The following is a 24,263-nucleotide window of genomic DNA, read 5'->3' as shown; positions in this document are numbered from 1 at the left end:
CCGGGTCAGCGCCGCCGCCTCCGCGGCGCCCCGGGGCAGCGCCGCCGCCTCCGCGGCGCCCCGGCCACGCGCCGCGCCGGTGACGACCACGACCTTTCCGGCCAGCCGCTCCGTGTGCTGATCTCACATGCCGCCATACTTCACCACCGTGGCAGCCTGAGCTCGTACTCGGGCTGGATCCTCTGCATGTAGCCGGTGTCGTCGCGCGAGCGCATCCCCGAGTCCAGGTACAGCCGGTGCAGTCGGTCGAGGGCGTCGTGGTCCAGGTCCACACCCAGGCCGGGGCCGGTCGGGACGGCGACCTCGCCGTCACGGAACTCCAGCACCCCGGGGCGGACCACGTCATCGGCCGCGTTCCACGGGTAGTGCGTGTCGCAGGAGTGGTCGAGGTTGGGGATGGCCGCCGCGACATGGGTCATGGCGGCGAGGCTGATCCCCAGGTGCGAGTTGGAGTGCATCGACAGGGCGAGCCCGAACGCCTCGCAGACGGCGGCGAGTTCACGGGTGCGGCGCAGTCCGCCCCAGTAGTGGTGGTCGGTGAGGAGCACCTGGATCGCGTCCTGCTCGATCGCGGGCTTCAGGTGCTCCCAGGCGATCACACACATGTTGGTGGCGAGGGGCAGCGGCGACTCCTTCGCGACCTGCGCCATACCGGCAATGGTCGCAGTCGGGTCCTCCAAGTACTCCAGTACACCGTCCAGTTCGCGGGCGACGTACCTCGATGTCTCCACCGTCCAGGCCGTGTTGGGGTCCAGCCGCAGCGGCTGCCCCGGGAAGGCCTGCGCCAGCGCCTTGATCGCGGCGATCTCCTCGTCGGGCGGGAAGGCGCCGCCCTTCAGCTTGAACGAGCGGAAGCCGTAGCGCTGTTGCATCAGCCGGGCCTGCTCGACGATCCCGGCGGGGTCCAGCGCCGCCCCCCAGTCGTCGCCGACCGCCGCCCGGCCGTCGAGCGCCGGGTGCTCCGCCCACTTGTAGAAGAGGTACGCGGCGAAGGGCACGGAGTCGCGGACCCGGCCGCCGAGCAGGTCGCTGACCGGCCGCCCGAGCAGCTTGCCCTGGGCGTCGAGACAGGCCACCTCGACCGCGGAGGTGGTCCAGCCGCGCTCGTGGGAGCTGGGCACGGTCGGCAGCAGAGCGGCGTCGATCGCGGCCGCGAGGGCCGTCGTGTCGAAGACGTCCATGCCCACGACGACCTTCGCCGCGGCCTGAAGCCGCTCCAGACGGGCGGTGCCACCGGGGGACTCGCCGAGGCCCACCGTGCCGTCGTCCAGGACGAGTTGGAGGATGACACGCAAGGCCAGGGGCTCGTGCACGCCGTTGGAGTTGAGGAGAGGCGGGTCGCGGAAGGCGATCGGGGTGACGATCAGTTCGCGGATCCTCGTGCCTCCCGTGGTGCTCATGCCCGTGGTGCTCATGTCTGTCGTGCTCATGCGCCCACTGCCTCCATACCGTGGTCGATCAGTTTCGCCAGCCGGGCCACATGCTCCGGCGTGGGGTCGAGCAGGGGCGCCCGTACGCCGCCGACGTCAAGGCCGCGGATCGTCACCCCGGCCTTGACGAGCGACACGGCGTATCCCGGCAGCTCGTCGCGGAGTTCGACGAGAGGGCCGTAGAACTCGTCGAGGAGCGTGGAGACCAGCGCGCCGTCGTTCTCGGCGAGCGCGTTGTGGAAGGCCAGGGCGATCTCCGGCGCGAAGGCGAACACCGCGGAGGAGTACAGCTCGACGCCGATGCCGCGGTAGGCGGGGGCCGTCATCTCGGCGGTGGGCAGGCCGTTGAAGAACTGGAAGTCCTCTGCGCCGGGGATGGCCCGTACGGCCCGGACGATGCGGTGCATCCGCTCGATGTCGCCGAGTCCGTCCTTGAGGCCGACGACCTTGGGCAGGGCCGCGATCTCGGCCGCGGTCGCCTCGGTCAGGCGGGCGGTGCCGCGCTGGTAGAAGATCACCGGCAGGCCGCTCGCCGCGGTGACCTCCTCGGTGTACCGCACCAGGCCCCGCTGCGGAGCGCTCACCAGGTACGGCGGCAGCAGCAGGAGGCCGTCGGCGCCCGCCCGTTCGATACGGGCGGCCTGGTCCCGGGCGACCGGGGGCGGGCCGCCGGCGGCGGCCAGTACGGGCACCCGGCCGCCGGTCACCTCGACCGCGACCCGCGTGGCGCGTTCGATCTCCTCGGTCGTCAGCGCGTGGAACTCGCCGGTGCCGCAGGCGACGAACACGCCGCCCGCGCCGGCCGCGACACCGGAGTCGATGTGCCGCGCGAGCCGTTCCTCGTCCAGTGAGCCGTCCGTGGCGAACGGCGTGACCGGGAAGAACAGCACTCCTTGGAACTTCATGTCTCCCTCGTAACGTACGAGTTGTGGATGTCAGCCCTTGGTGGCCCCGGCGGCGATGCCGGTGACCAGCGAGCGCTGGAGGAGCAGATAGACGACCAGGCTGGGAACGAGCGCGATGACCGCACCGGCCAGTACCACCCCGGAGCCGACCTCGGGGTCGGTGCGCAGGACGGACAGGGCGACGGTGACCGTGTAGTCGGTGGGGTCCTTGGCGGCGATCAGGGGCAGCAGGTACTGGTCCCAGATCATGATGAAGCCGAGCACGCCGGCCACGCCGAGCGCGGGCTTGCACAGCGGCAGGACGACCTGCCACAGCATCCGCAGTTCGCCGACGCCGTCGATGCGGGCGGCCTCCTCGATCTCGGTGGGGATGTCCTTCATGAACTCGGTCAGCAGCATCACGGAGAAGCCCCAGGCACCGAGCGGCAGGATCACCGCCCAGACGGTGCCCTTCAAGTCCAGCCCCACGACCGGGACATGGCCGAGGACCAGGGACAGCGGGATGGCGATGACCTCCTCAGGGAGCATCATCGTCAGCATGAACAGGGTCAGGACCAGGGCCTGGCCCCGGAAGCGGTGCCGGGCCAGGGCGTACGCGGCGAGCACCGAGACCGCGAGCTGCAGCAGCAGCCCGCCGCCCGCGATGACCAGCGAGTTGGTGAAGTAGTCCCAGATACCGCGCTCGCCCGCCACCCTGATGTTCAGCAGCGTGGGGTGGTGCGGGAGGAAGGACAGCGACGAACCGCTGGGATTCTTGCTGAAGGCACCCGCGATGATGGTCAGGAACGGCGCCGCGAAGATCGCCAGGGCTATCACGCAGAGCAGCACCCGCAGGGCCATGCCCAGGCCCGGCCTGTCGCTCCAGCCGAGGGCGGTGTCGAACCGCGCCGGGGTGGTTCGGGTCTGCTTGCCGCCCCGCCCTGTGGGGGAGACGGCGACCTCGTCGGACGGAGTGCGGACGGGGTCGAGGGCGGGTGCGCTCATCGCACGTCTCCCCTCTTGCGGAAGTAGTTGACCGTGACGGTGAGCAGCAGCGTCACGCAGAGCAGCACGACGGAGGCCGCGGAGGCGCCGCCCAGGTCGTTGCGGCTGAAGCCCAGGGTGTAGGCGCGGGTCATCCAGACATCGGTGGACCCGGCCGGGCCGCCGCCGGTGAGGACGTACACCTCGGTGAACACGCGCAGTCCGCGGATGGCGGCGAGCGTGAGGACGACGCCGAGGGCGGGGCGGATCGCGGGGAGGGTGATGTACCGCAGGCGCTGCCACAGTGAGACGCCGTCCATCGCGGCCGCCTCGTACAGGGAGCGGTCCACGCCTGCGAGCCCGGCGAGGATGATCACCATGTTGTACGGGGCCGCCATCCAGATGCCCATGACCATGGTCGCCCACAGCGCGGTGTCGGGGTTGTCCAGGAAGGGGACGGGACCTATACCGAGGAAGCCGAGGGCGCTGTTGACCAGGCCGTCGGAGGTCGGGTAGTACATCAGCCGCCACAGCTCGCCGACGACCGCGGTCGCGGTGACGACGGGCAGGAACACGGCCGTACGCATGATTTTCAGCGAGCGTGCCTGGCCCTCAAGAAGCAGGGCGAGCAGGAAGCCCACGAGGATCGCGCCGAGTGAGATGCCTACGCCCAGGACGAGGGTGTGGCCGATCGCGTCCTGGAAGCGGTGGTCGCTCAGTACGCGTGTGTAGTTGTCGAGGCCGACCCATTTGTCGCCGAGGAACGGCCGCACCTTGAAGAAGCTGAGCCAGATGCCCTTGCCCATCGGCAGAAACTTGAAGACGACGGCGAGCAGCAGTCCCGGGGCCAGGAACAGCCAGGGGAGGACGGCCTTCTTGCTCGGTCCTCTGCGCCGTGCGGGCGCGGTCACGGTAGCGGTCATTTCAAAAGGTCCTGGTCCTTGAGGTCACCGGCAAGGGTTTCGTTGAGCTCCTTGAGGCCTGAGCGGACGTCACTGCCGCAGTAGGTGAACAGGGCGTTGAGGCTGTCGGCGGTGTCCTGCTTGATCGGGGCGAAGTCGGGTGCGTTGGGGAACTGCTCGGACGCGGTCTCGTACGCCTTCTGTACGACGCTCCACCGCGCGTCGCCCCGCACCTTGGCCGCGTCCAGCGTGGAGTTGGTGGGGATGCGTACGACGGGCTGGTGGCCGTCGACGCTGGTCATGCCGATCTTCTGGCCCTCGGCGGAGACCAGGAACGCGGCAAGTGCCTGTTCCTGGCCGGTCTTTCCGGTCCGGGCGCCGAAGTAGACGTTCTCGCCCTCGGCCAGCACGTCGGAACCCGCCGGGCCGGCCGGGGCGGGCACGACCTCGTACGTGTTCTTGCCGGGCGTCGTGTCGAAGCTGGTGATGTTGTATGGGCCGGTCATGTACATACCGGCGTTGCCGTCCTGGAAGTTGGTGGCGGTACCGGTGACCGCGCTGACGGCGCCCGGCTGGAGGACGCCCCGGGCGCCGCAGAAGAGGTTGTCCTTCATCCAGGTGACGGTCCGTACGGCGGCCGCCGAGTCCATCGTGGGGCGGTAACGGCCCTTGCCGTCCGGCTCGATGATCTGCGCGCCGCCCTGCCACAGGAAGCCGGCACCCCACCAGGCGGCATAGCCGTTCATGGCGCTGCCCGGCGCGACGATGCCGTAGGTGTCCTTCTTGCCGTCCCCGTCGGGGTCGCGGTCGGCGAAGGCCTTGGCTACGTCGAGCATCTGCTGCCAGGTCGCAGGTGCCTTCAGGCCGAGCTTCTTCAGCCAGTCCTTGCGGATCATCAGGGTCATCGCCTGGCGGGAGTACGGGATGCCGTAGTGCTTGCCGTCCAGGCCCACGGTGGAGGACCACGACTTGGCGCTGATCTGGCCGTGGCCCGCGATCGACTCGGGATCGATCGGCTTGAGCAGCCCCTGGCTCTGGTAACTGCCCATCAGAGCCGTGTCGTTGATCATGACATCGGGCAGGTCCTTGGTGGAGGCCCGCGCCTGGAGCTGCTGGTCGAAGTTGACGACCGGCTGGTAGTCGATCTTGATGCCGGTCTTCTTGGTGAAGGCGGCGAAGATACGGTCGTAGGTGGCGGCCGAGTCCGGATCGCTGCGGGTCCACACCTCCAGCGTGTTCGGGTCGCCGGAACCGGTGCCGCCGGACCCGGAGCCACAGGCGGCCGTCCCGAACGCGAGCCCCGCGGCGGCGAGGGCGGCGGCCAGGCGGCGACGTCGTTGGCGATCGCCCATGAGCACCTCCGTTCATATCCATGAACACGTTTCATGGATCTAAATAATCGCCCAAGCTACGAATCGAGTCATCCAGATGTCAAGACATGGCTGAAATAATTCACGAGGCCTCCAGGCGCCGTTGCGACGGGGCGAACGACAGGCGAGCGCCTCGTCCTGACCCGCGGCGGGCGGGGCCCGTCCTGGCCCGCTGTGGGGAAGGCCGCGCCCTGTTTCACACGCGGCAGGCCGCCGCCACGGCCGTCCCGGCCGAGCGGCCGCGGCGTCTACGAGAACGGCCGTCAGCACATCTTGAGAGGGGGCTGCGCAACGTACGGTGACCACACAGCGAGAATCCGGCGCGCGCCTGCCTGGCCGGCGACTCATGGTGGCTGTACTTCCTGGAACTCGCACGGACCGCATCGCCAAGCCGGAGGCCGCGGCCGAGGCTGAGGTCGAGGCTGAGGTCGAGGCTGAGGTCGAGGCCGAGGCCGGTGTGCCGCTGTTCGTACGGCCCCTCCGCGGGATCCCCCTGACCTACGAGGCCGCCGGCGCACACCCGCACCGGACGCGGGGCGGACGTCCGCAGCGTCACGCCTACCCGCTCGGAGGGGTTCGCGTGACGGTCGTCCCGGCCGCGACGTTCACCTTCCGGTGTTCCCATCCGGACGTCGTCACCTTCCGCCCCGGCATCCTTCCCCGTCAGCAGGCAGGCCGGTGCGCGGCCCGGGCATCGCGGATGTCTCAGCCGCCCAAACGATGGGCCCGCAGCACGAAGTGCGGTTCGACCGCGCCGTCGTCGTCCCGGTAACCGCGATCGCCCCGTGCGCCCCTCCGCTCGGACTCGGCTCAGCGGGCACCGGCCGGCGTGAACTCTTCGGCATCGGCGTCCGGTTGGAGGGGCTCTCGGTCCGCCCCGAGCTGGTCTGCGACGCGCACGTCCCGCAGTACGAGTTCATACGCCCACCCGGTGCCCCAGCAGCGCGCGCCACAGGCCCAGACGATGCGCGGACGCCGACTTCCGTGGGCGGCCGCGCACTTCACCGGACTGCCGGTGTCCCGACTCGGCCGGCGTCCCCGACCCTCACGCCGGACGCACGGCGATCCGGATCGCGGCCTCCCCGGCGTTGTGGATCGACTCCTCGCGGATGACCGAGCCGGGACCGGGGGCGTGGATCATCAGGCCGTTGCCGGTGTAGAGGCCGACGTGGCTGAAGTTGTCGTGGAAGAAGATCAGGTCCCCGGGGCGGCTCTCGGCGAGCGGGATCACGGTGCCGGCGTTCGCCTGCTCGTGCGGGGTGCGCGGCAGGGTGACCCCCGCGGCCTTCCAGGATGCCTGGGTGAGACCGGCGTTGTCGTACGACTCCGGCCCGACCGCACCCCACAGGCACGGCCTGCCGATCTGGGCACGGGCGAAGGTCACGGCCCGGTCGGCCTTGGTGCCGACACGAGTCTCGACGACGGGGACTCCGGTGTCGAGGACGGAAGGCTGCATCCGCCAGTCGTCGGTTGCGGGGGCCCTGGTGTCGAGGGCGTAGGGCTGGAGGCGCCAGTCCTCGGCCGCGGGGACTCCGGTGTCGAGGGCGGAAGGCTGGAGGCGCCGGTCCCCGGCCGGTGGCACGCCCGTGTCGAGTACCGACGGCTGCTGCAGTCGCCATGCCTCCTCGGTCGCGCGGAGCGCCTGCTCCTCCCAGGGGGCGGCAGCCCGGGGGAGTTGGGGCAGTTGGAGCGGCTGGGAGGGGGCGGCCGTGAGCGGCGCCACGGACGTCTGCCGGGCGGTGTACCTGTACAGCAGCTCGCTGGCCGCCGCGATCTTGCGCTGGTTGTGCCGCTTGGAGCTGCGCAGCGACGTCTGCTTCGATTCGGGAGCGGCTGCGGGCGTGGCCATGGAAGATCCTTGCCGCTGTCCCGGTACGGCGGGCAGTGCCGCCGTGGGGGCGGCCGTCAGCTCGGCCACGGGACCCTGCTGGGTCTGGCCGGCGGGCAGCTCGAGCGCGGGCCGGGCGGCCGCCTCCAACTCACGGCCGGTGCGGATCTCAGGCGCCGGTGCCGGTGCCACGGCGCGCTCGGGCGGTGTCCCGGCCCGGCGGGCCGGCGTGCGCCGGGCGGGCGTACGGTCGGCCGGCAGGACGGCCGGGGCCGTCGGGCCCAGTGACGAGCGCGCCCCGGCGAACCACTGCCGGGTGATGTCGTCCGTGTCGGGATCCGGCGTCCGGCCACCGCTCGCCGGAACGCCGCGGCCCCGCACACCCGCCGACTGCGCCCGGGTGATGTTGTGGAGGCCGGTATCGGACTCGGCCTGGTCGTAGAGGCTGCTCACCCGCTGCCGGACGTCTTCGCGGCTGGGGCCCTCGTCCGCCTTCATCGGCGCGGCGTCGGCGGTCTGCGAGAACAGGGCCACCGAGGTGAGGGCCGCGGTCGCGAGAGCGGAGTTGCGCATACTGGGAAGGCCGAAGCCTCCGGGACGCGACGATCGTTCCGGCGCCATGGGAGCCGTACTCCTTCCGTACTCCGCCTACCGAGTCAGCTGTCGGGTTCGGGCGGTCGATTCCGGAAGGCATGCCCTACGGCCCTTGCCCTTGCGGGCGGTTGGGCCGATTCACCCCATCGTTCGGTCGGGTCCTCGGCTCCGGCTGCCGCAAGGGCACACCGGACTCGGCGGAGGCCGCGCGTCCCGACGGGGTTCGCCGGAAGGTCTCGTGCGGCCTGCTGCCAAACTAGCCAACTTGTGTGACTCGTGTGAAGGTTGGAGGCCGAAATGTCCGATACGCTTTTGTGACCTTCGTCGTGACGTTCCGTCAGATCCGCGGGTTGTGTACGCAGCGAATCCGGACGGCGACCGACCGTCGCGAACTGACGCTGTCGGCGGAAGAACTCGCGGACGAAGTCAGGAACGCGGTCCGTCGCTCTGCTGCTCGCGCTCGGCGTTCCGCTTCTTGATGCGTGCCCCCTCCTTGCGGACCTCGGCCTGGGTGGCACGCTCCTTCTGCAGCCACTCGGGCTGTTCCTGCTTCAGTGCGTCGATCTGGTCCGTGGTGAGCGGCTCGGTGACCCCGCCGCGCGCAAGGCCCGCGATGGAGACGCCGAGCTTCGCCGCGACCACCGGACGCGGGTGCGGCCCATTGGCCCGAAGCTCGCGCAGCCACTCGGGCGGCTCGGCCTGGAGCTGGTCGAGCTGGGCGCGCGAGACGACACCCTCACGGAACTCGGCGGGGGTGGCCTCGAGGTACACACCCAGCTTCTTCGCCGCGGTCGCGGGCTTCATGGTCTGGGTGGTCTGGTGCGACATCATGGTGCCCAGGGTATCGAGCGCGTTCGAGACCTCCGACCACGGCCGGTAGCCTGGCGGGGTGACAGGCACGGAAGCATCCCAGACGTTCCGGCTCGCGTACGTCCCGGGAGCGACGCCCGCCAAGTGGGTGCGGATCTGGAACGAGCGCCTGCCCGACATCCCCCTGACCCTCCTCGCCGTACCGGCCGCCGAGGCGTCCGGCGCACTGCGCGCCGGTGACGCCGACGCGGGACTCCTGCGGCTGCCGGTGGACCGTACGTTCTTCAGCGCCATCCCTCTCTACACCGAGACCACGGTCGTCATGGTCCCCAAGGACCACCTGATCACCGCGGCGGACGAGGTGAGCGTCGAGGACCTCGCGGAGGAGGTCGTCCTCCACCCGCTCGACGACGTCTTCGACTGGGACCGGCCGCCGGGAGAGCCCGCCTTCGAGCGCCCCGCCACCACGGAGGACGCCGTCGAACTCGTAGCGGCGGGCATCGGCCTCCTGATCGTCCCCCAGTCCCTGGCCCGCCTCCACCACCGCAGGGACCTCACCTACCGGCCGCTCGTGGACGGCCCCGGCTCGGGCGTCGCCCTGGTCTGGCCCGAGGAGGCGACCACGGACATGGTCGAGGACTTCATCGGCATCGTCCGCGGCCGCACGGTCAACAGCTCCCGGGGCCGCACGGCGACTGCGCCGGAGTCCCAGGACAAGGTGGGCGACACGGCCGCCGTCCGGCGCAAGCCCACGGCCGCCAAGACGACCGGACGGAACCCTCGCAGTGGATCCGGCGTCTCCAAGGGCGCCAAGCGCAGGAAGCCCCGCCGCCGGGCGTAGCCCCCGGACGGAGTGGTCTCGCCCTGCGCGGCGTGGGCCACTTCTACCCGGTCAGGGGGCGTTTTGCTTCGCAGCGGGATACGGTGCGTCGGCGGTGTTGCGGACAGGGTGCGCACCGCCGGACTGTTGTACGCCCGGGCAGACCGTTCCGGGCAGGGGCGGCTGCTTCGCGAAGCGTGGCGGGTGGCGGTGTTCCTGGGGCGCACGCTGCGGGGCGAGTGGAACGGCATCGTGGTCGATCCCGTGCGGCAACTCCGAAGGCGCGGGCTGCCCGCACTGTCCCTCGCGTTCGTGGCCGCACTCGGCGTCATCTTCTTCCACACGCTGGCGCAACGGCCGACGGGTGCCGTCGTGGTCCGGATTCTCGGCGGCGTCAAGGCCGACCTTCCGTGGTGGCTGGCCCTGCTGCGCACGCCGGTGTCGCTGTACGTCCCGGCCCCGGATCTGCCCGTGTGGGCGGGGATCACGCAGTTGTTCCTCGCGTTCGCGCTCGCCGAACTCGCACTCGGCCGGGCCAGGACGCTCGCCGTCGCGTACGCGACCACGCTGGCCGGCACCGTCCTGGCGCGCGTGATGATCGCGCTCGGTCCCGGCTGGGGTGGGCTGGGCCTGCCGCGTGAGATCGGGCAGGTGCTGGACACCGGACCCTCCGCGGCCGTGGTGGGCCTGTTCACCTATGTCGCCGTCGTCCGCCGCGCTCCCATCGTGTTCACGCTCACCGGCGGGTCCATGGTGTGGGAGTCGATCGCCGTACCCAATCTGGCCGGCCGGGAGCACCTGATAGCGGTCGGTGCCGCGATCGTCCTGGCCCTGTTCCACGGAGGCGGCCACAGGCGGCCGTCCGGCGGGGTCGTCGTGCCGGTCCTCCGGCGGAAGGCGCCGGCGGCGACATCCCGGCGCCCGTCCTCGGACGATCGCATCGCGGTCGGTTGAGCGCCGGGCGGCGTGTGCGCACCGTGCGGGGAGGAGGTCTGGCTTATCTTCGCCACGGAATCCGACATCCGGAGTAAAAATGCAAAAAACGGATGAACTGGTTGATGTGGCGCCCCCCTCGGTGATCGTCGCGCCGGACGCTCACCCGAGACGGCACCTCACCAGATGGCCCCCGTCCGTCGGCATCGCCACGGCGGCCGGCCTGGTGGCGGTGCTCGTGCTCACCGGCGGAGGATGGCTGCGCCAGCCCGCTGTCGCGGCCTGGCGCACGGTCTGTCTGGCCATCACCGTCCAGGCGCTGCCTTTCCTTCTTCTGGGTACGGCCCTGTCGGGGGCGATCAACGCCTTCGTACCGGCCGACCTGTTCACCAGGATCCTGCCCAGGCGCCCCGCACTCGCGGTCCCGGTGGCCGGCCTCGCGGGCGTCGTGCTGCCGGGCTGCGAGTGCGCCTCGGTGCCGGTCGCGAACAGTCTGATCCGCCGCGGCGTCAACCCGGCCGCGGCCTTCGCCTTCCTCCTCTCCGCTCCCGCGATCAACCCGATCGTGCTCACCGCCACGGCCGTCGCCTTCCCGGGAAACCCCGCCATGGTCGCGGCCCGACTGGTCGCCTCCCTCCTCACCGCGGCCGCGATGGGCTGGCTGTGGCTGTGGCTGGGACGCGAGGAGTGGCTGCGCCCCGCCGTCCGGCACACCGGCCACCGGCCGGGCCACAGCCGCTGGAAGGAGTTCCGCCTCGGCTTCCGGCACGACTTCCTGCACGCCGGCGGCTTCCTGGTGCTGGGCGCCATGGCCGCGGCCACGTTCAACGTGGCGGTGCCGAGCTCGGTCCTCGACACCTTCTCCGGCTCGCCCTGGCTGTCGGTGCTCTTCCTGGCCGGTCTCGCCGTCCTGCTCGCCGTCTGCTCGGAGGCCGACGCCTTCGTCGCAGCCTCCCTCACCGGCTTCTCGCCCACCGCCCGGCTGGCCTTCATGGTGGTCGGACCGATGGTCGACCTGAAGCTGATCGCCCTTCAGACGGGCACGTTCGGCCGGGCCTTCGCACTCCGCTTCTCCACCGCGACGACGGCCGTCGCCGTCGTCGCGAGCGGTGTGATCGGAGGCGCGCTGCTGTGAAGCGCCATGTACAGGTCCTCCTGCTCGTCCTGACCGGCCTGGGGCTGCTGCACACCGCCCTGTTCAGCGACCTCTGTCTGCGCTACGTCAAGGAGGGCCTGCGCCCCCTGCTCATCGCCTCCGGCGTACTGCTCCTGCTGCTGGGCCTCACGGGTGCCGCGCTGGACCACACGGACCCGGAAGACGACGACCAGGGACACGCCCCCGACGATGACCGCGCCCCCAACCACGAGCACGCCCCCGACCACGAAGACGACCACAGGCACGAACACGATCACGGGCACGACCACTCCACCGCCCCCCGCATCGCCTGGCTGCTGTTCGTGCCCGCGCTCAGCCTGCTCTTCTACGCTCCGCCCGCCCTCGGCGCGTACACGGCCTCGCACGCGAAAAACAAGGCCGTGAAGCATGAGCAGCGGTTCGACCCGCTGCCCGCGACCACACCCCTGCCGCTGACTCTCACGGACTTCACCGCCCGGGTCCAGCAGGACCGCGAACAGGCCATCAGGGGCCGCAGCATCAGCATGACCGGATTCGTCACCCCCGCAGGACCGGGCGGCGGCTGGTATCTGACCCGGATCATCTTCACCTGCTGCGCGGCCGACTCCCAGTCGGTCAAGGTGCGGATGTACGGGACTCCCGCACCGCCCGCCAACACCTGGCTGGCCGTCACCGGAAACTGGCACCCGAGAGGAACGCTCGGCACGAAGTCCGCGACGGCGGCCCTCGACATCCACCGCACCGAACGCATCCCGCCGCCCGTCAACGCGTTTACGGACGACCTTCCGCTGACTCCTTCGTGACGAGGGCCCCGCTCCGCCCCGTGCCTCCCCTGCACCCGGCGACCGGCCCGCTCGCGTCCCGGCGCAGGGCGTCACACGGTCGGACCTGGCCGGCCCCGGTCATCCTTCGGCGTCGTGGCCCGCGTCCGTGACGCATCCGTGGAACGGACGAACTCCCGGATGATGCGGGCCAGTTCCGCCGGCCGGTCCAGGGGGAGCAGCGTGTACCCGTCGTCCACCTCGACCAGCCGGCCCTCGGGCAGCAGTGCGGCGAGGCGCCGGCCGTGCTCGGGCGGCATCACCCGGTCCTCGCTCGCCCAGACCACCAGGGCAGGCCGGTCGAAGAGCGGCAGGCGCTCCGCGGTGGCTTCCAGCAGGCGACGGGTCGCCCGGTCCGCCGTACGCAACAGGCGTACGGCGTCCCGGCGGATGTCCGGCTGCCCCAGCACCGGCCGCATCCAGCGCGCGCAGGCCGCGTCGCCCCGCTTGGTCAGCCGGCCGAACGCGATCGGCAGACGGCGCACGAACCGCACCCTCATCTGCTGCATGAACAGCCCGAACAGACGCGGCGAGAGACGACCGGTGGCCACCAGGACCCGGCCGGTCAGCCCCGGTGGGAAGTTGTCGAACGCGTCGCAGGACACGAGCACCGCCCGCCCCACCCGGTCATCGCCGTCGGCCATGACGAACTGCACGAGCGCCCCGCCGGTGTCGTTCCCGACCAGGGTGACCTCTCGCAGGTCCAGCCGATCCAGGAACTCGGCGACGAGCCGCGCCGCCATCGGCAGCGACAGCTCCGCGTCGGCGCGCATCGGGTGACGGTGCGCTCCCAGGGGCAGGGTCGGGGCGACGCACCGGTGGTCGGCGGACAGGTCGGCCACCGGCCCCTCCCACAGCGAGGCGTCCATCATCAGTCCGTGCAGCAGCACCAGCACGGGACCGTCGCCGCCGGTGTCCTCGTACGCGATCGTGCCCGCGGACAGTTCGATCTCGTGGGTGTCCGCGGTCCGGGTACCGGTGTCCATGAAAGGCCTCCCGCACGTGTCTGCCAGGTGTCAGCACTCAAGAGGGTCCAGGGCCCCGGAGTGTGACATCGTCCGGCGGCACGCGTCGTGGTGGCGCCTCGCCGGTCCGCGACCTCAACGCCTTCTTCCTGTACGGCACCGTCCCGCCGGCCCCGCCGTTCCCCGAGGACATCCAGATGCGCAAGACGGCCGGCGTCGTCTGGTGCTACACCGGCGACGACACCGAGGCCGCCGCCCGCGAGATGGCCCCGCTGCTCGACGCCCTGCCCACACCGATGCTGCACGCGGTCGGCCCGATGCCCCACCCCGAGCTGCAGGGCATGTTCGACGGGCTCTACCCTCCGGGCCACCAGTGGTATTGGCGCGCCGACTTCGTCAACGAGATCCCGGACGAGGCCGTCGAACTCCACGCCAAGTTCGGTGCCGAGGCGCCGACGGTCCAGTCGACCATGCACCTGTACCCGATCGACGGCGCCGCCCACGACGTGGGCCCCGACGAGACTCCCTGGGCCTACCGCGGCGCCCGGTGGTCCACCGTCTACGCCGGTGTCGACCCCGACCCGGCCAACGCGGACCTCGTCAAGCGGTGGACCGTCGACTACTTCGAGGCCCTGCACCCGTACTCGGCGGGCGGCGCCTACGTGAACATGATGATGGACGAGGGCCAGGACCGCGTCCGCGCCAGCTACGGCTGCAACTACGACCGCCTGGCCAGGGTCAAGGCCGACCGCGACCCGGACAACGTGTTCCGCCTCAACCAGAACATCCGGCCGGGCCGACCGGAACGCCATCCACCAGGCGTCGATGAACGGGCGGTGCCCCGGGCCGGGGGGACGGGGCACCGCCCGTTCATCGACGCCTGGATCCAGTCCCGCGATCCGGCCGGGCCGACCACCGCGTCGATCCCGAGCGCGGCCGGAGCGTTGACCGCCTTCCCGCGCTCCTGCAGCCCGGCGACCCGCTCCTCGAAGACGCGGGCACACACGGCCGGGGCCGCGATCGCCTCCGCCACTGCAAAGACGCGCCGCACGCGGGCAAGCCCGTGCCGCGTGCCGTCACTTCCGTGCCGCCGCCCGGCCGATCGACTCGACCAGCGGCAGCAGCCGCTGCGGGACGCGCTCGCGCAGGGCCACCTCGGTGCGGGTGCGGACGACGCCGGGCAGGCTGATCAGCTTCTGGATCACGTCCTCCAGATGGGCGTTGTCGCGTGCCACGACCCGGGTCAGCAGATCCCCGCCGCCCGTGATCGAGAAGGCCTCGACGATCTCCGGCACGGCGGCCAGCGCGTCCCCCACGTCGTCCAGATGCCCCTGGGTGACCTCGATGTGCACGAACGCGAGCACGGGGTGTCCGAGCGCGGCCGGCGAGAGCGTCGGGCCGGTGCCGGTGATCACGCCGTCCCGTTCCAGCCGGTCGAGGCGGGCCTGCAGGGTGCCGCGGGCGACGCCGAGGACACGGGCGTACTCGCGCACGCTGGTGCGCGGCCGCTCCATCAGCAGCCGCAGGATGCGGGTGTCGAGTTCGTCGACGGCCATCGCGCCCGGCCTCCTCGTACATGGACCGATGGCTCGCCCATGGACGAGCCCGGACCGATATGTCTGTGCCAATGGCCCAGCATATTGGAGGGCGCTTGAGCCAGCCGGCGTCTTGATGCTGCAATGGGCACGTCGATGGCGCTGCGGATCCCGCGGCGCCTTTTTCATGCCGTTGTCCAGTCGCGGTCCGAGGGGCGGGGAAAGCAGTGCTGAAGAGGGTGTTCGTGGCCCCGGACCCGGGGCGCACACGGCTGCGTTTCGCCGCGCGAGCCGTGCTCGGCATCGGACTCGCGGTCGTCGTCTGCGGTCTGGCCGGACTCTCGCTCGCCGGAGCCGTCACCGGCGGCCTCGCCGCGCTGCTTGCCCTCTTCACCGTCTCCGACGCCACGGTCCGGGGGCAGGCCGTCACCACCGCGCTGCTGCCCGCCGTCGGTCTGCCCGTGCTCACCGCCGCGGCCCAGCTGCACGACCATCCCGTGGCCCGCGACCTCACCTTCCTCGCCGTCATCGGCGCGGGCGTGTACGCGCGCCGATGGGGCCCGCGCGGGCACAGCCTCGGCGTGTTCGCGTTCATGACCTTCTTCGTGGCGCAGTTCCTGCACGCGACCACGGACCGGCTGCCCGAGCTGTACGCCGCCGTGATCCTGTCCGTGCTCACCGCGTCCGCCGTGCGGTTCGGCCTGTGGTGCTACGAGGCCCAGCTGCCCCCGGCGCCCGCGCCGGCCCCGCCCGTCGGCACCGGCCTGGCCCGCGTCACCACGCGCCAGGCCGTCCAGGCCACCGCCGGCGCGGGCTTCGCCCTCGTCGTGGGCCAGCTGGTGTCAGGACAGCGCTGGTACTGGGCCGTCGGTGCCACCTGGTGGATCTTCGTCAACACCGCCTCACGGGGCGAGACCCTGATCCGGGGCTTCCGCCGAGTCCTCGGCACGGTGATCGGCATCGGCCTCGGCCTGTTGATCGCCGTCCCCGTGCACGGAGCGGCCGCCCCCACGGCCGTACTCCTCGCCGTCTGCGTCTTCGGCATCTTCTACACAGCCGCGGTGTCGTACACCTGGATGATGCTCTCGGTCACGCTCCTCGCCGAACTCCTCTACGGCCTCCTGGGTGTGCTGAACCCCGGCCTGCTCGCCCTGCGCCTCGCCGAGACCGGCGTCGGCGCGCTCGGTGCCGCACTCGCCGTGCTCTTCGTCCTGCCGGTCACCACGCACACCGTCACCGACGTCTGGATCCAGCGCGCCCTGCGCTGCGTCCACGCGTGCACGACGGAGGCAGCCGCGCGCCTGGCCGGGTCCGCGACGGCCGACCCGGGGCCACGGGTCGCGGAACTGGACCAGTTGCTGGGCCGCGTGCGGTTCGCGGTCGCACCCCTGGTCCACCCGCTCAACCCGATGCTCGGCCGCAAGCGCCGCGCCCGCCGCGTACTCGCTCTCCTCGACGACTGCGCCCGCGAGACCCGGGGCCTGGTCGCCGTCGCCGCCGACCCGGAGGCCTCCCACGACGCCCGCCTGGCAGCCGCGTGCTGGCGTGTGGAGGCCGCGGTCGAGGCGCTCACTGGAGGCGACGGCAACCACGGCACCGCCACCGCCGACTCGCCTGCCGCCGAACCCGCTCTGGCCCACCTGCACAGCCTGGAACGGGCCCTCATGGAACTCGCCACCCCCCTGCGGACGCCGTCGGGCTCCCCGCTCGTGGGTGCGTGAATCACCGACCGGCGCACTGCGGCCCGGTCACATCCACCAGGTGTGGTCTAGACCGCTATTGATCGACTGCTAACGTCGCCCCGACGGCACAGGACCGAGAGGGGACAGCGGTGACAGACGGCGGCGGGCGGCGACGGCGGGCCTTCATCGGGTCGTTCACGGCGGCGGGAGGCAGCGGGATCGTGACGGCGGCCGTGGCCGCGGACAGCGGCGCCCTGACCGCCCTGAGCAGCGTGGACGGCGTGCCCGACCCCTCGTACCTGGCACTGGCGCCCGACGCGCGGACCCTCTACGCGGTCAGCGAGACGGCAGCGGGCGCAGTGGCCGCGTACCGGGTGACGGGGGACCGGCCGGAGAGGTCCGGTGCACCGGTGCCGGTCGGCGGCAGCGGCCCCACGCACCTGAGCGTCCACGACGGCCACGTCCTGACGGCCAACTACGGCTCCGGCAGTGTCACCGCCGTGCCCGTCCGCTCCGACGGCACCCTGGCGGGCGCCTCCGACGTCTTCCAGCACCGGGGCTCGGGCCCGCACACCCAGCGCCAGCAGGGCCCGCACGCCCACCAGGTGCAGTCGGACCCGAGCGGACGGTGGGCCGTCAGCGTCGACCTCGGCACGGACTCGGTCCGGGTGTGCACCCTGACGCAGGGCCGCCTCGAACTGCACCGGGAGGTCGCCCTGCGCCCCGGCTGCGGCCCCCGTCACCTGGCCTTCCACCCGGACGGCAGGCACGCGTACGTGCTCAACGAGCTGACGCCGACGGTCACCGTCTGCCGCTGGGACGCCGCCGACGGCACCCTGGAGCCGCTGACCGAGCGCCACGTGCTGCCCGACGGCCCGGCGGGCGACGCCTATCCGTCCGGCATCGTCGCCGCACCCGACGGCCGCTTCGTGTGGACCGCCACCCGCGGCGAGGACGTCCTGTCCACGTTCGCCGTCGAGGGGGACGGACTGCGGCTGGTCGGCACGGTCCCCTGCGGCGGCCACTGGCCCCGCGCGATCGCCGAGTCGGCGGGATTCCTCTACGTCGCGAACGAGCGCTCCGGCGAGGTGGCCTGGTTCGCCGTCGACCCCGGCACGGGCCTGCCGCGCTACGAGGGCGCGCTCACGGTCCCCGCCGCGTCCTGCGTGGTCTTCGGCTGACCGGCGAGGCGCATGCCGAAGGGGCCGCTCCGGTACCTGGAGCGGCCCCTTCGGCGTCCGTACGGTGGTGCCGTGCGCGTCAGCGGACCGGCGCGCCCTGCGGCTGCGGCGGGGCGATGCCCAGCGCCGTCGTGTACTTGGCCAGCGCGAGCTTGCCGATCGCCGGGTAGGGGCCGAGCGCCTCGGCGGCCGGGCAGCCCGCTTCCTTGGCCGCCTCCTCGACCAGGCCCGCGTCGATCTCCGGCCCTATGAGATACGGCGCGAGAGCCAGCTGCTGCGAGCCCGAGGCCCGCAACTGCTCGGCGACGGCCGCTATCGAGCCGTCCTGGTCCAGCGCCGCAGCCATCACCGGCACGGCGAGACGCGCGGCGAGCAGCATGCCGGTGATCCCGGCCGCCTGAACGGCCTCGTCACCGCCCACCGACGCCAGGATGATGCCGTCCGCGGCGGTCGCCACGGTGAACAGCCGGGCACGGTCCGCGCGGGCCAGACCGGCCTCCGACAGACGCACGTGCAGCGCCTCGGCGAGCAGCGGGTGCGGGCCCAGCACATCGGTCAGATCGGCCGCGACGCGGCTGTCCATCACGGCCTGGCGGATACGGCGCAGCAGCGCGCCGTCCGGGCCGGCCAGCAGCGGCACGACGACGGCGACGGGGCCCTCGGGCTCCTTGACGTCCAGGCCGGCGGCCCTGGCGTGCTCGAAGCGGGCCGCACGCTCCTCGGCGGCGTGCGCGAGCACGGCCTGCAGCGGGGGGAACTCCGCATCGTCCCCGTCGAGGTACCCGATCCGCGCGTCCAGACCGGGGAGCTCGGAGCGGGCGATGCTCACGACCTCCTCGGCGAGGCTGCGCGTGGCGGCGCCGGGAGTGCCCGGTACCGCGAGGACGAGCGCGGGCGCGCCCTCGGGAGCCGCCAACGGCTCGGGTCGGCGGTGCCGCCCGGGCTGGCGAGGTCGCGGCATTCGTACTGGCAGGCCGGACGCGGGCCCAGTGGGGGAACTCATGGCGACGCATGTTACTGGCTTCACGGGCTCCCCTGTTCGGGGAGGGTGCAGGTGAGCGGTATCCGTCCGGATTTGTCTGATGAGTTACGTACGTTTCAGACGCGTCAGGCGTCCCAGGAACGGTCCCCCGTCCCGGTCACCACACACAGCATCGAGTCATCACCCGGGAGAGTGAGCTCCCCCGCCGCGAGATCGTCGGCCATCCGCACCGAGCCCGCCAGGGGATCACCGGCGGTCGGCACCAGCGCAGCGTGCGGCAGCCGCCGCGACAACTCCCTCTTCAGCGGGACGAGCAGCGGGTCGCCCATCCTGAACAGGCCGCCCGTGAGGGCCACCCGGGGCTCTCCCGCGGCCGGACAGACCGCGGCCGCCGACTCGCCCATGTGGCCCGCCGCCGCCCGCAGGATGCCCGCGGCGACCGGATCACCCTCGGCGCAGGCGCCCACGTGGGGCGCGAAGGAGGCGAGGACCGCAGGACGGTCCTGGCGCGGGTAGAGCCTGCCCGGCAGCCCCGGCACCGGGCCGAACATCTCCTCGGCGCGGGACAGCAGCCCTGCCGAACCGCCCGGTCGCCCGTCGTACGCCCGCAGAGCCGCCTCCAGCCCGGCCCGCCCGATCCAGGCACCGCTGCCGCAGTCGCCCAGCAGATGACCCCAGCCGTCCGCGCGGCGCCAGCGCGCCAGGTCCGTGCCGACGGCGATCAGACCCGTGCCGGCGGCGAGCACGGCACCGGGCCGCGGCCCGAGGGCGCCCACATATGCGGTGACGGCGTCCGCGGCGAGGGCGACGGCACGGATGCCGAACTCCCGTCCCAGCGCACCAGGGAGTTCGGCGCGCAGGGCGTCACCCAGCGTGGCGAGCCCGGCGGCACCCACGACGGCCGTGCTCAGCGCGGAAACACCGGTCTCCTCGGTCAACGCCCGCACCATCGGCACCAGTTGGGCCATGAGATGACCGGGGTCGATACCCCGGGCTACGGTACGCACCGGCTCCCGCGACTCCCGCTCCGCGAGCAGAACACGCTCCGTGTTCTTGACGGCGACGCGCAGTCCGGAGCCGCCGGAGTCGACCGCGAGGATCCCGGTGGTGCCCGCCCGCGCTCGATTCCCCTCCGCGTCCGTACCCGATCCGTCCTCCGCGTCGGTCACGGCAGGTCCTCCGCGCTGGTCACGGCAGGTCCTCCGTGCCGGTCACGGCAGGCGCCCGTCCACCGGCTTCGTGGCAACGGCTCCTCTCCTTCCCGGTGACCGGCCGCACGAGCTGCTGGATCGGCTCGATGACCTTGATGAGGAGGAAGAGTAACGTCGTGGGAGGCGTCCGTGCGTGAGCAGCTTCCGTGTTTGTGCGAGCGCCTGCTGTGTGCCAGTAGGGTGACGCGCTGTGGCACCACGACCCTTGCATGAACTTGTCGAAGCAGGCTGGGCGAAGGCTCTTGAACCTGTGGCCGAACGTATCGCCGCGATGGGGGACTTCCTCCGGGCCGAGATAGCGGCCGGCCGGACCTACCTTCCGTCGGGAGCGAACGTGCTGCGGGCATTCCAGCAGCCGTTCGATGACGTTCGCGTCCTGATCGTCGGCCAGGATCCCTATCCCACGCCCGGGATGGCCATCGGGTTGAGCTTCGCGGTCTCGCCGGAGGTGCGATCGTTGCCGGGCAGTCTGGAGAACATCTTTCGGGAGATGCACTCCGACCTCGGCCTGGCGAGGCCGTCGAACGGTGATCTGACGCCGTGGGCGCAGCAGGGGGTGCTGCTGCTCAACAGGGCGTTGACGACGGCTCCGCGCAAGCCCGGCGCGCACCGGGGCAAGGGGTGGGAGGAGGTCACCGAGCAGGCGATCACGGCGCTGGCCGGGCGTGGTAAGCCGCTGGTGTCGATCCTCTGGGGGCGTGATGCGCGTAATCTGCGCCCGCTGCTCGGCCAGTTGCCGGCGATCGAGTCAGCACACCCGTCTCCGATGTCGGCGGACCGCGGCTTCTTCGGCTCGCGTCCGTTCAGCCGGGCCAACGACCTGCTCGCCGGGCAGGGGGCCGCGCCGGTGGACTGGCGACTGCCGTAGGCCACGGCGGGCGACTGCCATAGGCCACGGCGCTCGGTCCTGGTGCTTACGACTTCGGTGGGCCCGTTCCTGTACGGGAGCGTGAGCGCGGTGACGACGGCATCGCGGTCTCGCTCCGGGCCCCGGCGGTGAAGGCATGCAGAGGGGGCAGGTCGGCTGCGCGGACCCTGGCGATCCAGCACTCGAGCGCATCTGCCTACTCACCAGCGGAGACCAACCAGTGGCCAAGGCAGCGCGATCCCCCGTGGAACTCATCCGACCACGGCCGCCCGCACACACAGCACGTCCGGCAGATGGGACGCCAACTGCCGCCAGCTGTCGCCGTCGTCGGCCGAGGCGTACACCTCGCCGTTGCGGTTGCCGAAATACACGCCCGCCGGGTCGGCGCCGTCGGTGCACATCGCGTCGCGCAGCACCGTCCCGTAGTGGTCCTCCTGCGGCAGGCCCGCCGTCAGCGGCTCCCAGCTCTTGCCCGCGTCGGCCGTGCGGAAGACCCGGCACCGGTGGTCGGCGGGCACCCGGTCCGCGTCCGCGTTGATCGGGAACACGTACGCCGTGTCGCCGCGGTGGGGATGCGCGGCCACCGCGAAGCCGAACGTGGACGGCAGCCCCTCGCCGATGTCGGTCCAGTGCGTGCCCGCGTCGTCGCTCCTGTACACCCCCCAGTGGTTCTGCAGATACAGCCGGTCCGGGTTCGCCGCGTCCCGTGCGACCTTGTGCACGCACTGCCCGAACTCCGGGTTCGGATCGGGCAGGAACACCGCGGAGACACCGGAGTTGGACGGTGCCCAGCTCGCGCCGCCGTCCGAGGTGCGGAACACCCCGGCCGTCGAGACCGCGACCGTCACGGCCTGCGGGTCGCGCCGGTCGGTGAGCACGGTGTGCAGGCCCTCGCCGCCGCCGCCGGGCACCCACTTCGAGCGGGTGGGGTGCTCCCAGAGGGGACGGACCAGCTCGAAGGTCTCCCCGCGGTCCTCGGAGCGGTACAGCGCGGCCGGCTCCGTACCCGCGTACACCACGTCCTCTTCGGCGGCCGCCGGATGCAGCTGCCACACCCGCTCCAGCGAAGCCCCCGTGTCCTTGGGGAACTTGACGGCCGGCCGGGCCGGTTCCGTCCAGGTGCGGCCCAGGTCGTCGGAGTGGAAGACGGACGGGCCCCAGTGGGCGCTGTCACCGCCGGCCAGCAGACGCGGACGGTCGCCGCGAGTGTCGACGGCCACCGAGTACACGGCCTGTGCGTTGAAGTAAGGGGTGTCGTCGAACTCCCATGTGCCACCACGCCGACGCCCGATGAACAGGCCTTTGCGTGTGCCCACGGCGAGCAGTACCTCGGTCATGCCGATCACCTCTGCTGTGTCCTTGCGGGTTTGCCCCAGACACCGGCCAGTCTGCACCCCGCCACTGACAGTCACCTCTGGAATCGCGGTCACCGCAGGTCAGGGCAGCGGAGCCGGGTTGGGGCGGCGACAACCGGCCGCGTTTACGAAGACGCCTGAGCGAGCACGGGACACATGGGACCGTCGAGTCGGGGGACTCGACCTGAGCATCCGGCGGCCTTGGCCCGTATGGGTGGGAGGTCGGGGGATGGTCGTGCGCGCATGAGGAGGAAGCCTTCGATGGCGTTCCGTGGTCCGAAGGTGTGGCTGTGGCGCTGGCGGCGCAACCCGCTCAGGCGTCGTGCCGACGCGGTGGAGGCATGGGTCGTGCTCGGTGCCTGGCTGGTCACCGTCCTGGCCGGCGTACTCGCCGGTCTCACGGCCACCGGGGCCGTCGAGGACGGGCTGGCCCGCGAGCGCGTCGAGTGGCGGCAGGTCGCGGCACGGCTCACGGAGAAAGCCCCTGGAACGACGTCCGGCCACTCCGCCACGTCGAGCGGCGAGAAGGTGTGGGGGAAGGTGCGCTGGACCGCGCCGAACGGCACCACGAACACGGGGCAGGTCCGGGTCCGCCCCGGGAGCAGGGCCGGCGCGGCGGTCACCGTCTGGACCGATCCGCAGGGCCATCTGGTCTCCAGGCCCGCCACCGTCTCACAGGCCCAGCTGCGGTCCTCGCTGATCGGTGCCCTGGTGGGCGTGAGCGCCGCCGCGGTGCCCTTCGTCGGCGGCCGGTTCCTGTGCGGCCGTCTGGAACGCCGCCGAATGGCCCAGTGGGACTCGGAGTGGGCCCGCTTCGGCCCGCTGTGGGGCCGCAAGACGAGCTGACGCCGCACCACCACCCACCTGACGACGGCATGGCGACAGGGCGTCGCGCTGCGGGCTGACGGCCCGTGTGCCATCGTCTTAGTGATGTCTCGAGTCGGCGCCCGCGGGTGCTGGTCCCAGGGCGGAAGAGGTAGCGGTTAATCCAGTTGATGCTGGGCCCCTGGACGCCTCGCGTCGGACAACTACCCTCGCGAACACAACCATTTCTGGCGGAAGGCGGTGCCTCATGGCGGAGCAGACGTCCAGAAGAGACCTGGTCGGCGAACTGTCGGCCGAGTTCCTTGGCACCATGATCCTGATTCTCTTCGGCTGCGGCGTGGTGGCCCAGGTGGTGGCCGCCGGTCTCGGTGACCACGACAGCATCGCCTGGGCCTGGGGCTTCGGCGTCACGCTCGGCGTGTACGTCGCCGCCCGCCTCAGCGGTGCCCATCTCAACCCGGCCGTCACCCTGGCCCTGGCCTGCTTCAAGGGCTTCCCGTGGAAGAAGGTCATGCCGTACGTGGTGGCACAGACCGTGGGTGCCTTCGTGGCCGCGCTGTTGGTGCGCTGGAACTACTCCGAGGTCCTGGCCAAGGTCGACCCCGGCCACACCATCAAGACCCAGTTCGTCTTCTCCACCCTCCCGGGCAACGGTGTGCTGCCGGTGAGCGAGTGGGGCGCCCTGCGCGACCAGGTGATCGGCACCGCCATCCTGGTGCTGCTCATCTTCGCGATCACCGATGTGCTCAACACCCCGCCCGGCGCCAACATGGCCCCGCTCATCATCGGCTTCCTGGTCGTGGCGATCGGCATGGCCTGGGGCAGCGACGCCGGATACGCCATCAACCCGGCCCGCGACTTCGGGCCGCGGCTCGCCAGCTACCTCACCGGGTACAGCACGGCCTGGCGGGACCAATACGACAACATCTACTTCTGGGTGCCGATCGTCGGGCCCCTGATCGGCGGCGTGGTCGGTGCCGCCATCTACAAGCTGTTCATCACGCCGTATCTGACGGGTGAGGAGCCACAGGAGCCGGGCCGGGTGCCGACGCCCGGGGGCGAGACCAAGTAGCTCCGGGCAGCTCCGAGTAGCTCCGACAAGCGCGGACGGGCCGCGGGCGAAGTGCCCGCAGCCCGTCCGATGTGGG

Annotated in this window: 21 protein-coding genes, 2 pseudogenes and 1 riboswitch; of the genes and pseudogenes, 10 read left to right on the top strand and 13 right to left on the bottom strand. The window is 71.7% G+C overall.

Annotation, left to right across the window (positions count from 1 at the left end; all coding sequences use genetic code 11):
• Positions 1 to 140 precede the first annotated feature (140 nt).
• The 7 genes from OOK07_RS04155 to OOK07_RS04125 all read right to left on the bottom strand — a co-directional run bounded on the left by OOK07_RS04155 (position 141) and on the right by OOK07_RS04125 (position 8,823).
• A complete protein-coding gene (locus OOK07_RS04155; RefSeq protein WP_266683324.1) occupies positions 141 to 1,400 on the bottom strand; it encodes a glucarate dehydratase family protein in 1,260 nt (419 codons plus the stop codon).
• 26 nt (positions 1,401 to 1,426) lie between these two features.
• A complete protein-coding gene (locus tag OOK07_RS04150; RefSeq protein ID WP_266677023.1) occupies positions 1,427 to 2,335 on the bottom strand; it encodes a 5-dehydro-4-deoxyglucarate dehydratase in 909 nt (302 codons plus the stop codon).
• 30 nt (positions 2,336 to 2,365) lie between these two features.
• Positions 2,366 to 3,319 carry a carbohydrate ABC transporter permease gene (locus OOK07_RS04145; protein ID WP_266677021.1) on the bottom strand — a complete coding sequence of 318 codons (954 nt, stop codon included), beginning with the start codon at positions 3,317 to 3,319 and terminating at the stop codon, positions 2,366 to 2,368.
• Positions 3,316 to 4,221 carry a carbohydrate ABC transporter permease gene (locus tag OOK07_RS04140; protein ID WP_266677019.1) on the bottom strand — a complete coding sequence of 302 codons (906 nt, stop codon included), beginning with the start codon at positions 4,219 to 4,221 and terminating at the stop codon, positions 3,316 to 3,318. Before OOK07_RS04140 ends, OOK07_RS04145 begins: the two co-directional genes overlap by 4 nt.
• Positions 4,218 to 5,552 (bottom strand): ABC transporter substrate-binding protein, encoded by a 1,335-nt coding sequence (locus OOK07_RS04135; RefSeq protein ID WP_266795032.1) that lies wholly within the window; start codon positions 5,550 to 5,552, stop codon positions 4,218 to 4,220. Before OOK07_RS04135 ends, OOK07_RS04140 begins: the two co-directional genes overlap by 4 nt.
• 1,063 nt (positions 5,553 to 6,615) lie before the next feature.
• Positions 6,616 to 7,971 (bottom strand): C40 family peptidase, encoded by a 1,356-nt coding sequence (locus OOK07_RS04130; protein WP_266795030.1) that lies wholly within the window; start codon positions 7,969 to 7,971, stop codon positions 6,616 to 6,618.
• A 56-nt stretch (positions 7,972 to 8,027) separates the two neighbouring features.
• Positions 8,028 to 8,202, bottom strand: a riboswitch (cyclic di-AMP (ydaO/yuaA leader).
• A 216-nt stretch (positions 8,203 to 8,418) separates the two neighbouring features.
• Entirely contained in the window at positions 8,419 to 8,823 is a 405-nt protein-coding gene (locus tag OOK07_RS04125) for a DUF5997 family protein (RefSeq protein ID WP_266677013.1), read from the bottom strand.
• A gap of 58 nt (positions 8,824 to 8,881) precedes the next feature.
• Between OOK07_RS04125 and OOK07_RS04120 the strand changes: the two genes are divergently transcribed.
• The 4 genes from OOK07_RS04120 to OOK07_RS04105 all read left to right on the top strand — a co-directional run bounded on the left by OOK07_RS04120 (position 8,882) and on the right by OOK07_RS04105 (position 12,493).
• Complete coding sequence (locus OOK07_RS04120; RefSeq protein WP_266795028.1) at positions 8,882 to 9,643, top strand: LysR family substrate-binding domain-containing protein; 762 nt, start codon at positions 8,882 to 8,884, stop codon at positions 9,641 to 9,643.
• 108 nt (positions 9,644 to 9,751) lie between these two features.
• Positions 9,752 to 10,576: a hypothetical protein gene (locus OOK07_RS04115; protein ID WP_266677009.1), complete on the top strand. Its 825-nt coding sequence runs from the start codon at positions 9,752 to 9,754 to the stop codon at positions 10,574 to 10,576.
• Between the two features lie 79 nt (positions 10,577 to 10,655).
• Positions 10,656 to 11,690, top strand: coding sequence for a permease (locus OOK07_RS04110; RefSeq protein ID WP_266677007.1), 1,035 nt, complete (start codon positions 10,656 to 10,658; stop codon positions 11,688 to 11,690).
• Positions 11,687 to 12,493, top strand: a complete 807-nt coding sequence (locus OOK07_RS04105; RefSeq protein ID WP_266677005.1) for a TIGR03943 family putative permease subunit — start codon at positions 11,687 to 11,689, stop codon at positions 12,491 to 12,493. Before OOK07_RS04110 ends, OOK07_RS04105 begins: the two co-directional genes overlap by 4 nt.
• Positions 12,494 to 12,564: 71 nt before the next feature.
• Here OOK07_RS04105 and OOK07_RS04100 read toward each other — a convergent pair whose 3' ends face one another.
• Positions 12,565 to 13,497, bottom strand: a complete 933-nt coding sequence (locus OOK07_RS04100; protein ID WP_266795026.1) for an alpha/beta fold hydrolase — start codon at positions 13,495 to 13,497, stop codon at positions 12,565 to 12,567.
• Positions 13,498 to 13,673: 176 nt separating this feature from the next.
• Here OOK07_RS04100 and OOK07_RS43210 point away from each other — a divergent pair.
• A pseudogene (locus OOK07_RS43210) lies at positions 13,674 to 14,255 on the top strand (BBE domain-containing protein); the annotation flags it as partial.
• Between the two features lie 297 nt (positions 14,256 to 14,552).
• Here OOK07_RS43210 and OOK07_RS04090 read toward each other — a convergent pair.
• Positions 14,553 to 15,032 carry an Lrp/AsnC family transcriptional regulator gene (locus OOK07_RS04090; protein WP_266677001.1) on the bottom strand — a complete coding sequence of 160 codons (480 nt, stop codon included), beginning with the start codon at positions 15,030 to 15,032 and terminating at the stop codon, positions 14,553 to 14,555.
• Between the two features lie 206 nt (positions 15,033 to 15,238).
• On the opposite strand from OOK07_RS04090, the gene OOK07_RS04085 reads away from it, so the two are divergent.
• Complete coding sequence (locus OOK07_RS04085) at positions 15,239 to 16,732, top strand: FUSC family protein (RefSeq protein ID WP_266795024.1); 1,494 nt, start codon at positions 15,239 to 15,241, stop codon at positions 16,730 to 16,732.
• 110 nt (positions 16,733 to 16,842) lie between these two features.
• On the top strand, positions 16,843 to 17,874 hold the full coding sequence (locus OOK07_RS04080) for a lactonase family protein (protein WP_266795022.1): 1,032 nt from the start codon (positions 16,843 to 16,845) through the stop codon (positions 17,872 to 17,874).
• Positions 17,875 to 17,953: 79 nt separating this feature from the next.
• On the opposite strand, the gene OOK07_RS04075 is transcribed toward OOK07_RS04080, so the two are convergent.
• Together OOK07_RS04075 and OOK07_RS04070 are read right to left on the bottom strand one after the other, a co-directional pair.
• Positions 17,954 to 18,877, bottom strand: coding sequence for a sirohydrochlorin chelatase (locus OOK07_RS04075; protein WP_266676995.1), 924 nt, complete (start codon positions 18,875 to 18,877; stop codon positions 17,954 to 17,956).
• A 104-nt stretch (positions 18,878 to 18,981) separates the two neighbouring features.
• On the bottom strand, positions 18,982 to 19,956 hold the full coding sequence (locus OOK07_RS04070; RefSeq protein ID WP_266801886.1) for an N-acetylglucosamine kinase: 975 nt from the start codon (positions 19,954 to 19,956) through the stop codon (positions 18,982 to 18,984).
• Positions 19,957 to 20,257: 301 nt separating this feature from the next.
• Between OOK07_RS04070 and OOK07_RS04065 the strand changes: the two genes are divergently transcribed.
• The gene (locus tag OOK07_RS04065) at positions 20,258 to 20,935 is read left to right on the top strand and encodes a uracil-DNA glycosylase (RefSeq protein WP_266676993.1); all 678 of its coding nucleotides are present in this window, start codon (positions 20,258 to 20,260) and stop codon (positions 20,933 to 20,935) included.
• Positions 20,936 to 20,964: 29 nt separating this feature from the next.
• Here OOK07_RS04065 and OOK07_RS04060 read toward each other — a convergent pair.
• A pseudogene (locus OOK07_RS04060) lies at positions 20,965 to 21,128 on the bottom strand (ISL3 family transposase); the annotation flags it as partial.
• A 58-nt stretch (positions 21,129 to 21,186) separates the two neighbouring features.
• Positions 21,187 to 22,272, bottom strand: coding sequence for a WD40/YVTN/BNR-like repeat-containing protein (locus tag OOK07_RS04055; RefSeq protein ID WP_266676991.1), 1,086 nt, complete (start codon positions 22,270 to 22,272; stop codon positions 21,187 to 21,189).
• A gap of 279 nt (positions 22,273 to 22,551) precedes the next feature.
• Here OOK07_RS04055 and OOK07_RS04050 point away from each other — a divergent pair, with 279 nt between their 5' ends.
• Complete coding sequence (locus OOK07_RS04050; RefSeq protein WP_266676989.1) at positions 22,552 to 23,136, top strand: Rv1733c family protein; 585 nt, start codon at positions 22,552 to 22,554, stop codon at positions 23,134 to 23,136.
• A 226-nt stretch (positions 23,137 to 23,362) separates the two neighbouring features.
• A complete protein-coding gene (locus OOK07_RS04045) occupies positions 23,363 to 24,187 on the top strand; it encodes an MIP/aquaporin family protein (protein WP_266676987.1) in 825 nt (274 codons plus the stop codon).
• The last annotated feature ends 76 nt before the right edge of the window (positions 24,188 to 24,263 follow it).

The sequence above is a fragment of the Streptomyces sp. NBC_00078 genome (assembly GCF_026343335.1).
In the GTDB taxonomy this organism is placed as follows: Bacteria; Actinomycetota; Actinomycetes; order Streptomycetales; family Streptomycetaceae; genus Streptomyces.
The sequence above is the reverse complement of the archived record's forward strand: the minus strand, read 5'-3'. Positions and strand labels throughout refer to the sequence as shown.

What these genes read in the sequence shown, in the direction of transcription:
- OOK07_RS04155 (WP_266683324.1), bottom strand. Translation starts at nt 1,400, where the DNA reads ATGAGCACCACGGGAGGCACGAGGATCCGCGAACTGATCGTCACCCCG.
- OOK07_RS04150 (WP_266677023.1), bottom strand. Translation starts at nt 2,335, where the DNA reads ATGAAGTTCCAAGGAGTGCTGTTCTTCCCGGTCACGCCGTTCGCCACG.
- OOK07_RS04145 (WP_266677021.1), bottom strand. Translation starts at nt 3,319, where the DNA reads ATGAGCGCACCCGCCCTCGACCCCGTCCGCACTCCGTCCGACGAGGTC.
- OOK07_RS04140 (WP_266677019.1), bottom strand. Translation starts at nt 4,221, where the DNA reads ATGACCGCTACCGTGACCGCGCCCGCACGGCGCAGAGGACCGAGCAAG.
- OOK07_RS04135 (WP_266795032.1), bottom strand. Translation starts at nt 5,552, where the DNA reads ATGGGCGATCGCCAACGACGTCGCCGCCTGGCCGCCGCCCTCGCCGCC.
- OOK07_RS04130 (WP_266795030.1), bottom strand. Translation starts at nt 7,971, where the DNA reads ATGCGCAACTCCGCTCTCGCGACCGCGGCCCTCACCTCGGTGGCCCTG.
- OOK07_RS04125 (WP_266677013.1), bottom strand. Translation starts at nt 8,823, where the DNA reads ATGATGTCGCACCAGACCACCCAGACCATGAAGCCCGCGACCGCGGCG.
- OOK07_RS04110 (WP_266677007.1), top strand. Translation starts at nt 10,656, where the DNA reads ATGCAAAAAACGGATGAACTGGTTGATGTGGCGCCCCCCTCGGTGATC.
- OOK07_RS04100 (WP_266795026.1), bottom strand. Translation starts at nt 13,497, where the DNA reads ATGGACACCGGTACCCGGACCGCGGACACCCACGAGATCGAACTGTCC.
- OOK07_RS04090 (WP_266677001.1), bottom strand. Translation starts at nt 15,032, where the DNA reads ATGGCCGTCGACGAACTCGACACCCGCATCCTGCGGCTGCTGATGGAG.
- OOK07_RS04075 (WP_266676995.1), bottom strand. Translation starts at nt 18,877, where the DNA reads ATGAGTTCCCCCACTGGGCCCGCGTCCGGCCTGCCAGTACGAATGCCG.
- OOK07_RS04055 (WP_266676991.1), bottom strand. Translation starts at nt 22,272, where the DNA reads ATGACCGAGGTACTGCTCGCCGTGGGCACACGCAAAGGCCTGTTCATC.
- OOK07_RS04050 (WP_266676989.1), top strand. Translation starts at nt 22,552, where the DNA reads ATGGCGTTCCGTGGTCCGAAGGTGTGGCTGTGGCGCTGGCGGCGCAAC.
- OOK07_RS04045 (WP_266676987.1), top strand. Translation starts at nt 23,363, where the DNA reads ATGGCGGAGCAGACGTCCAGAAGAGACCTGGTCGGCGAACTGTCGGCC.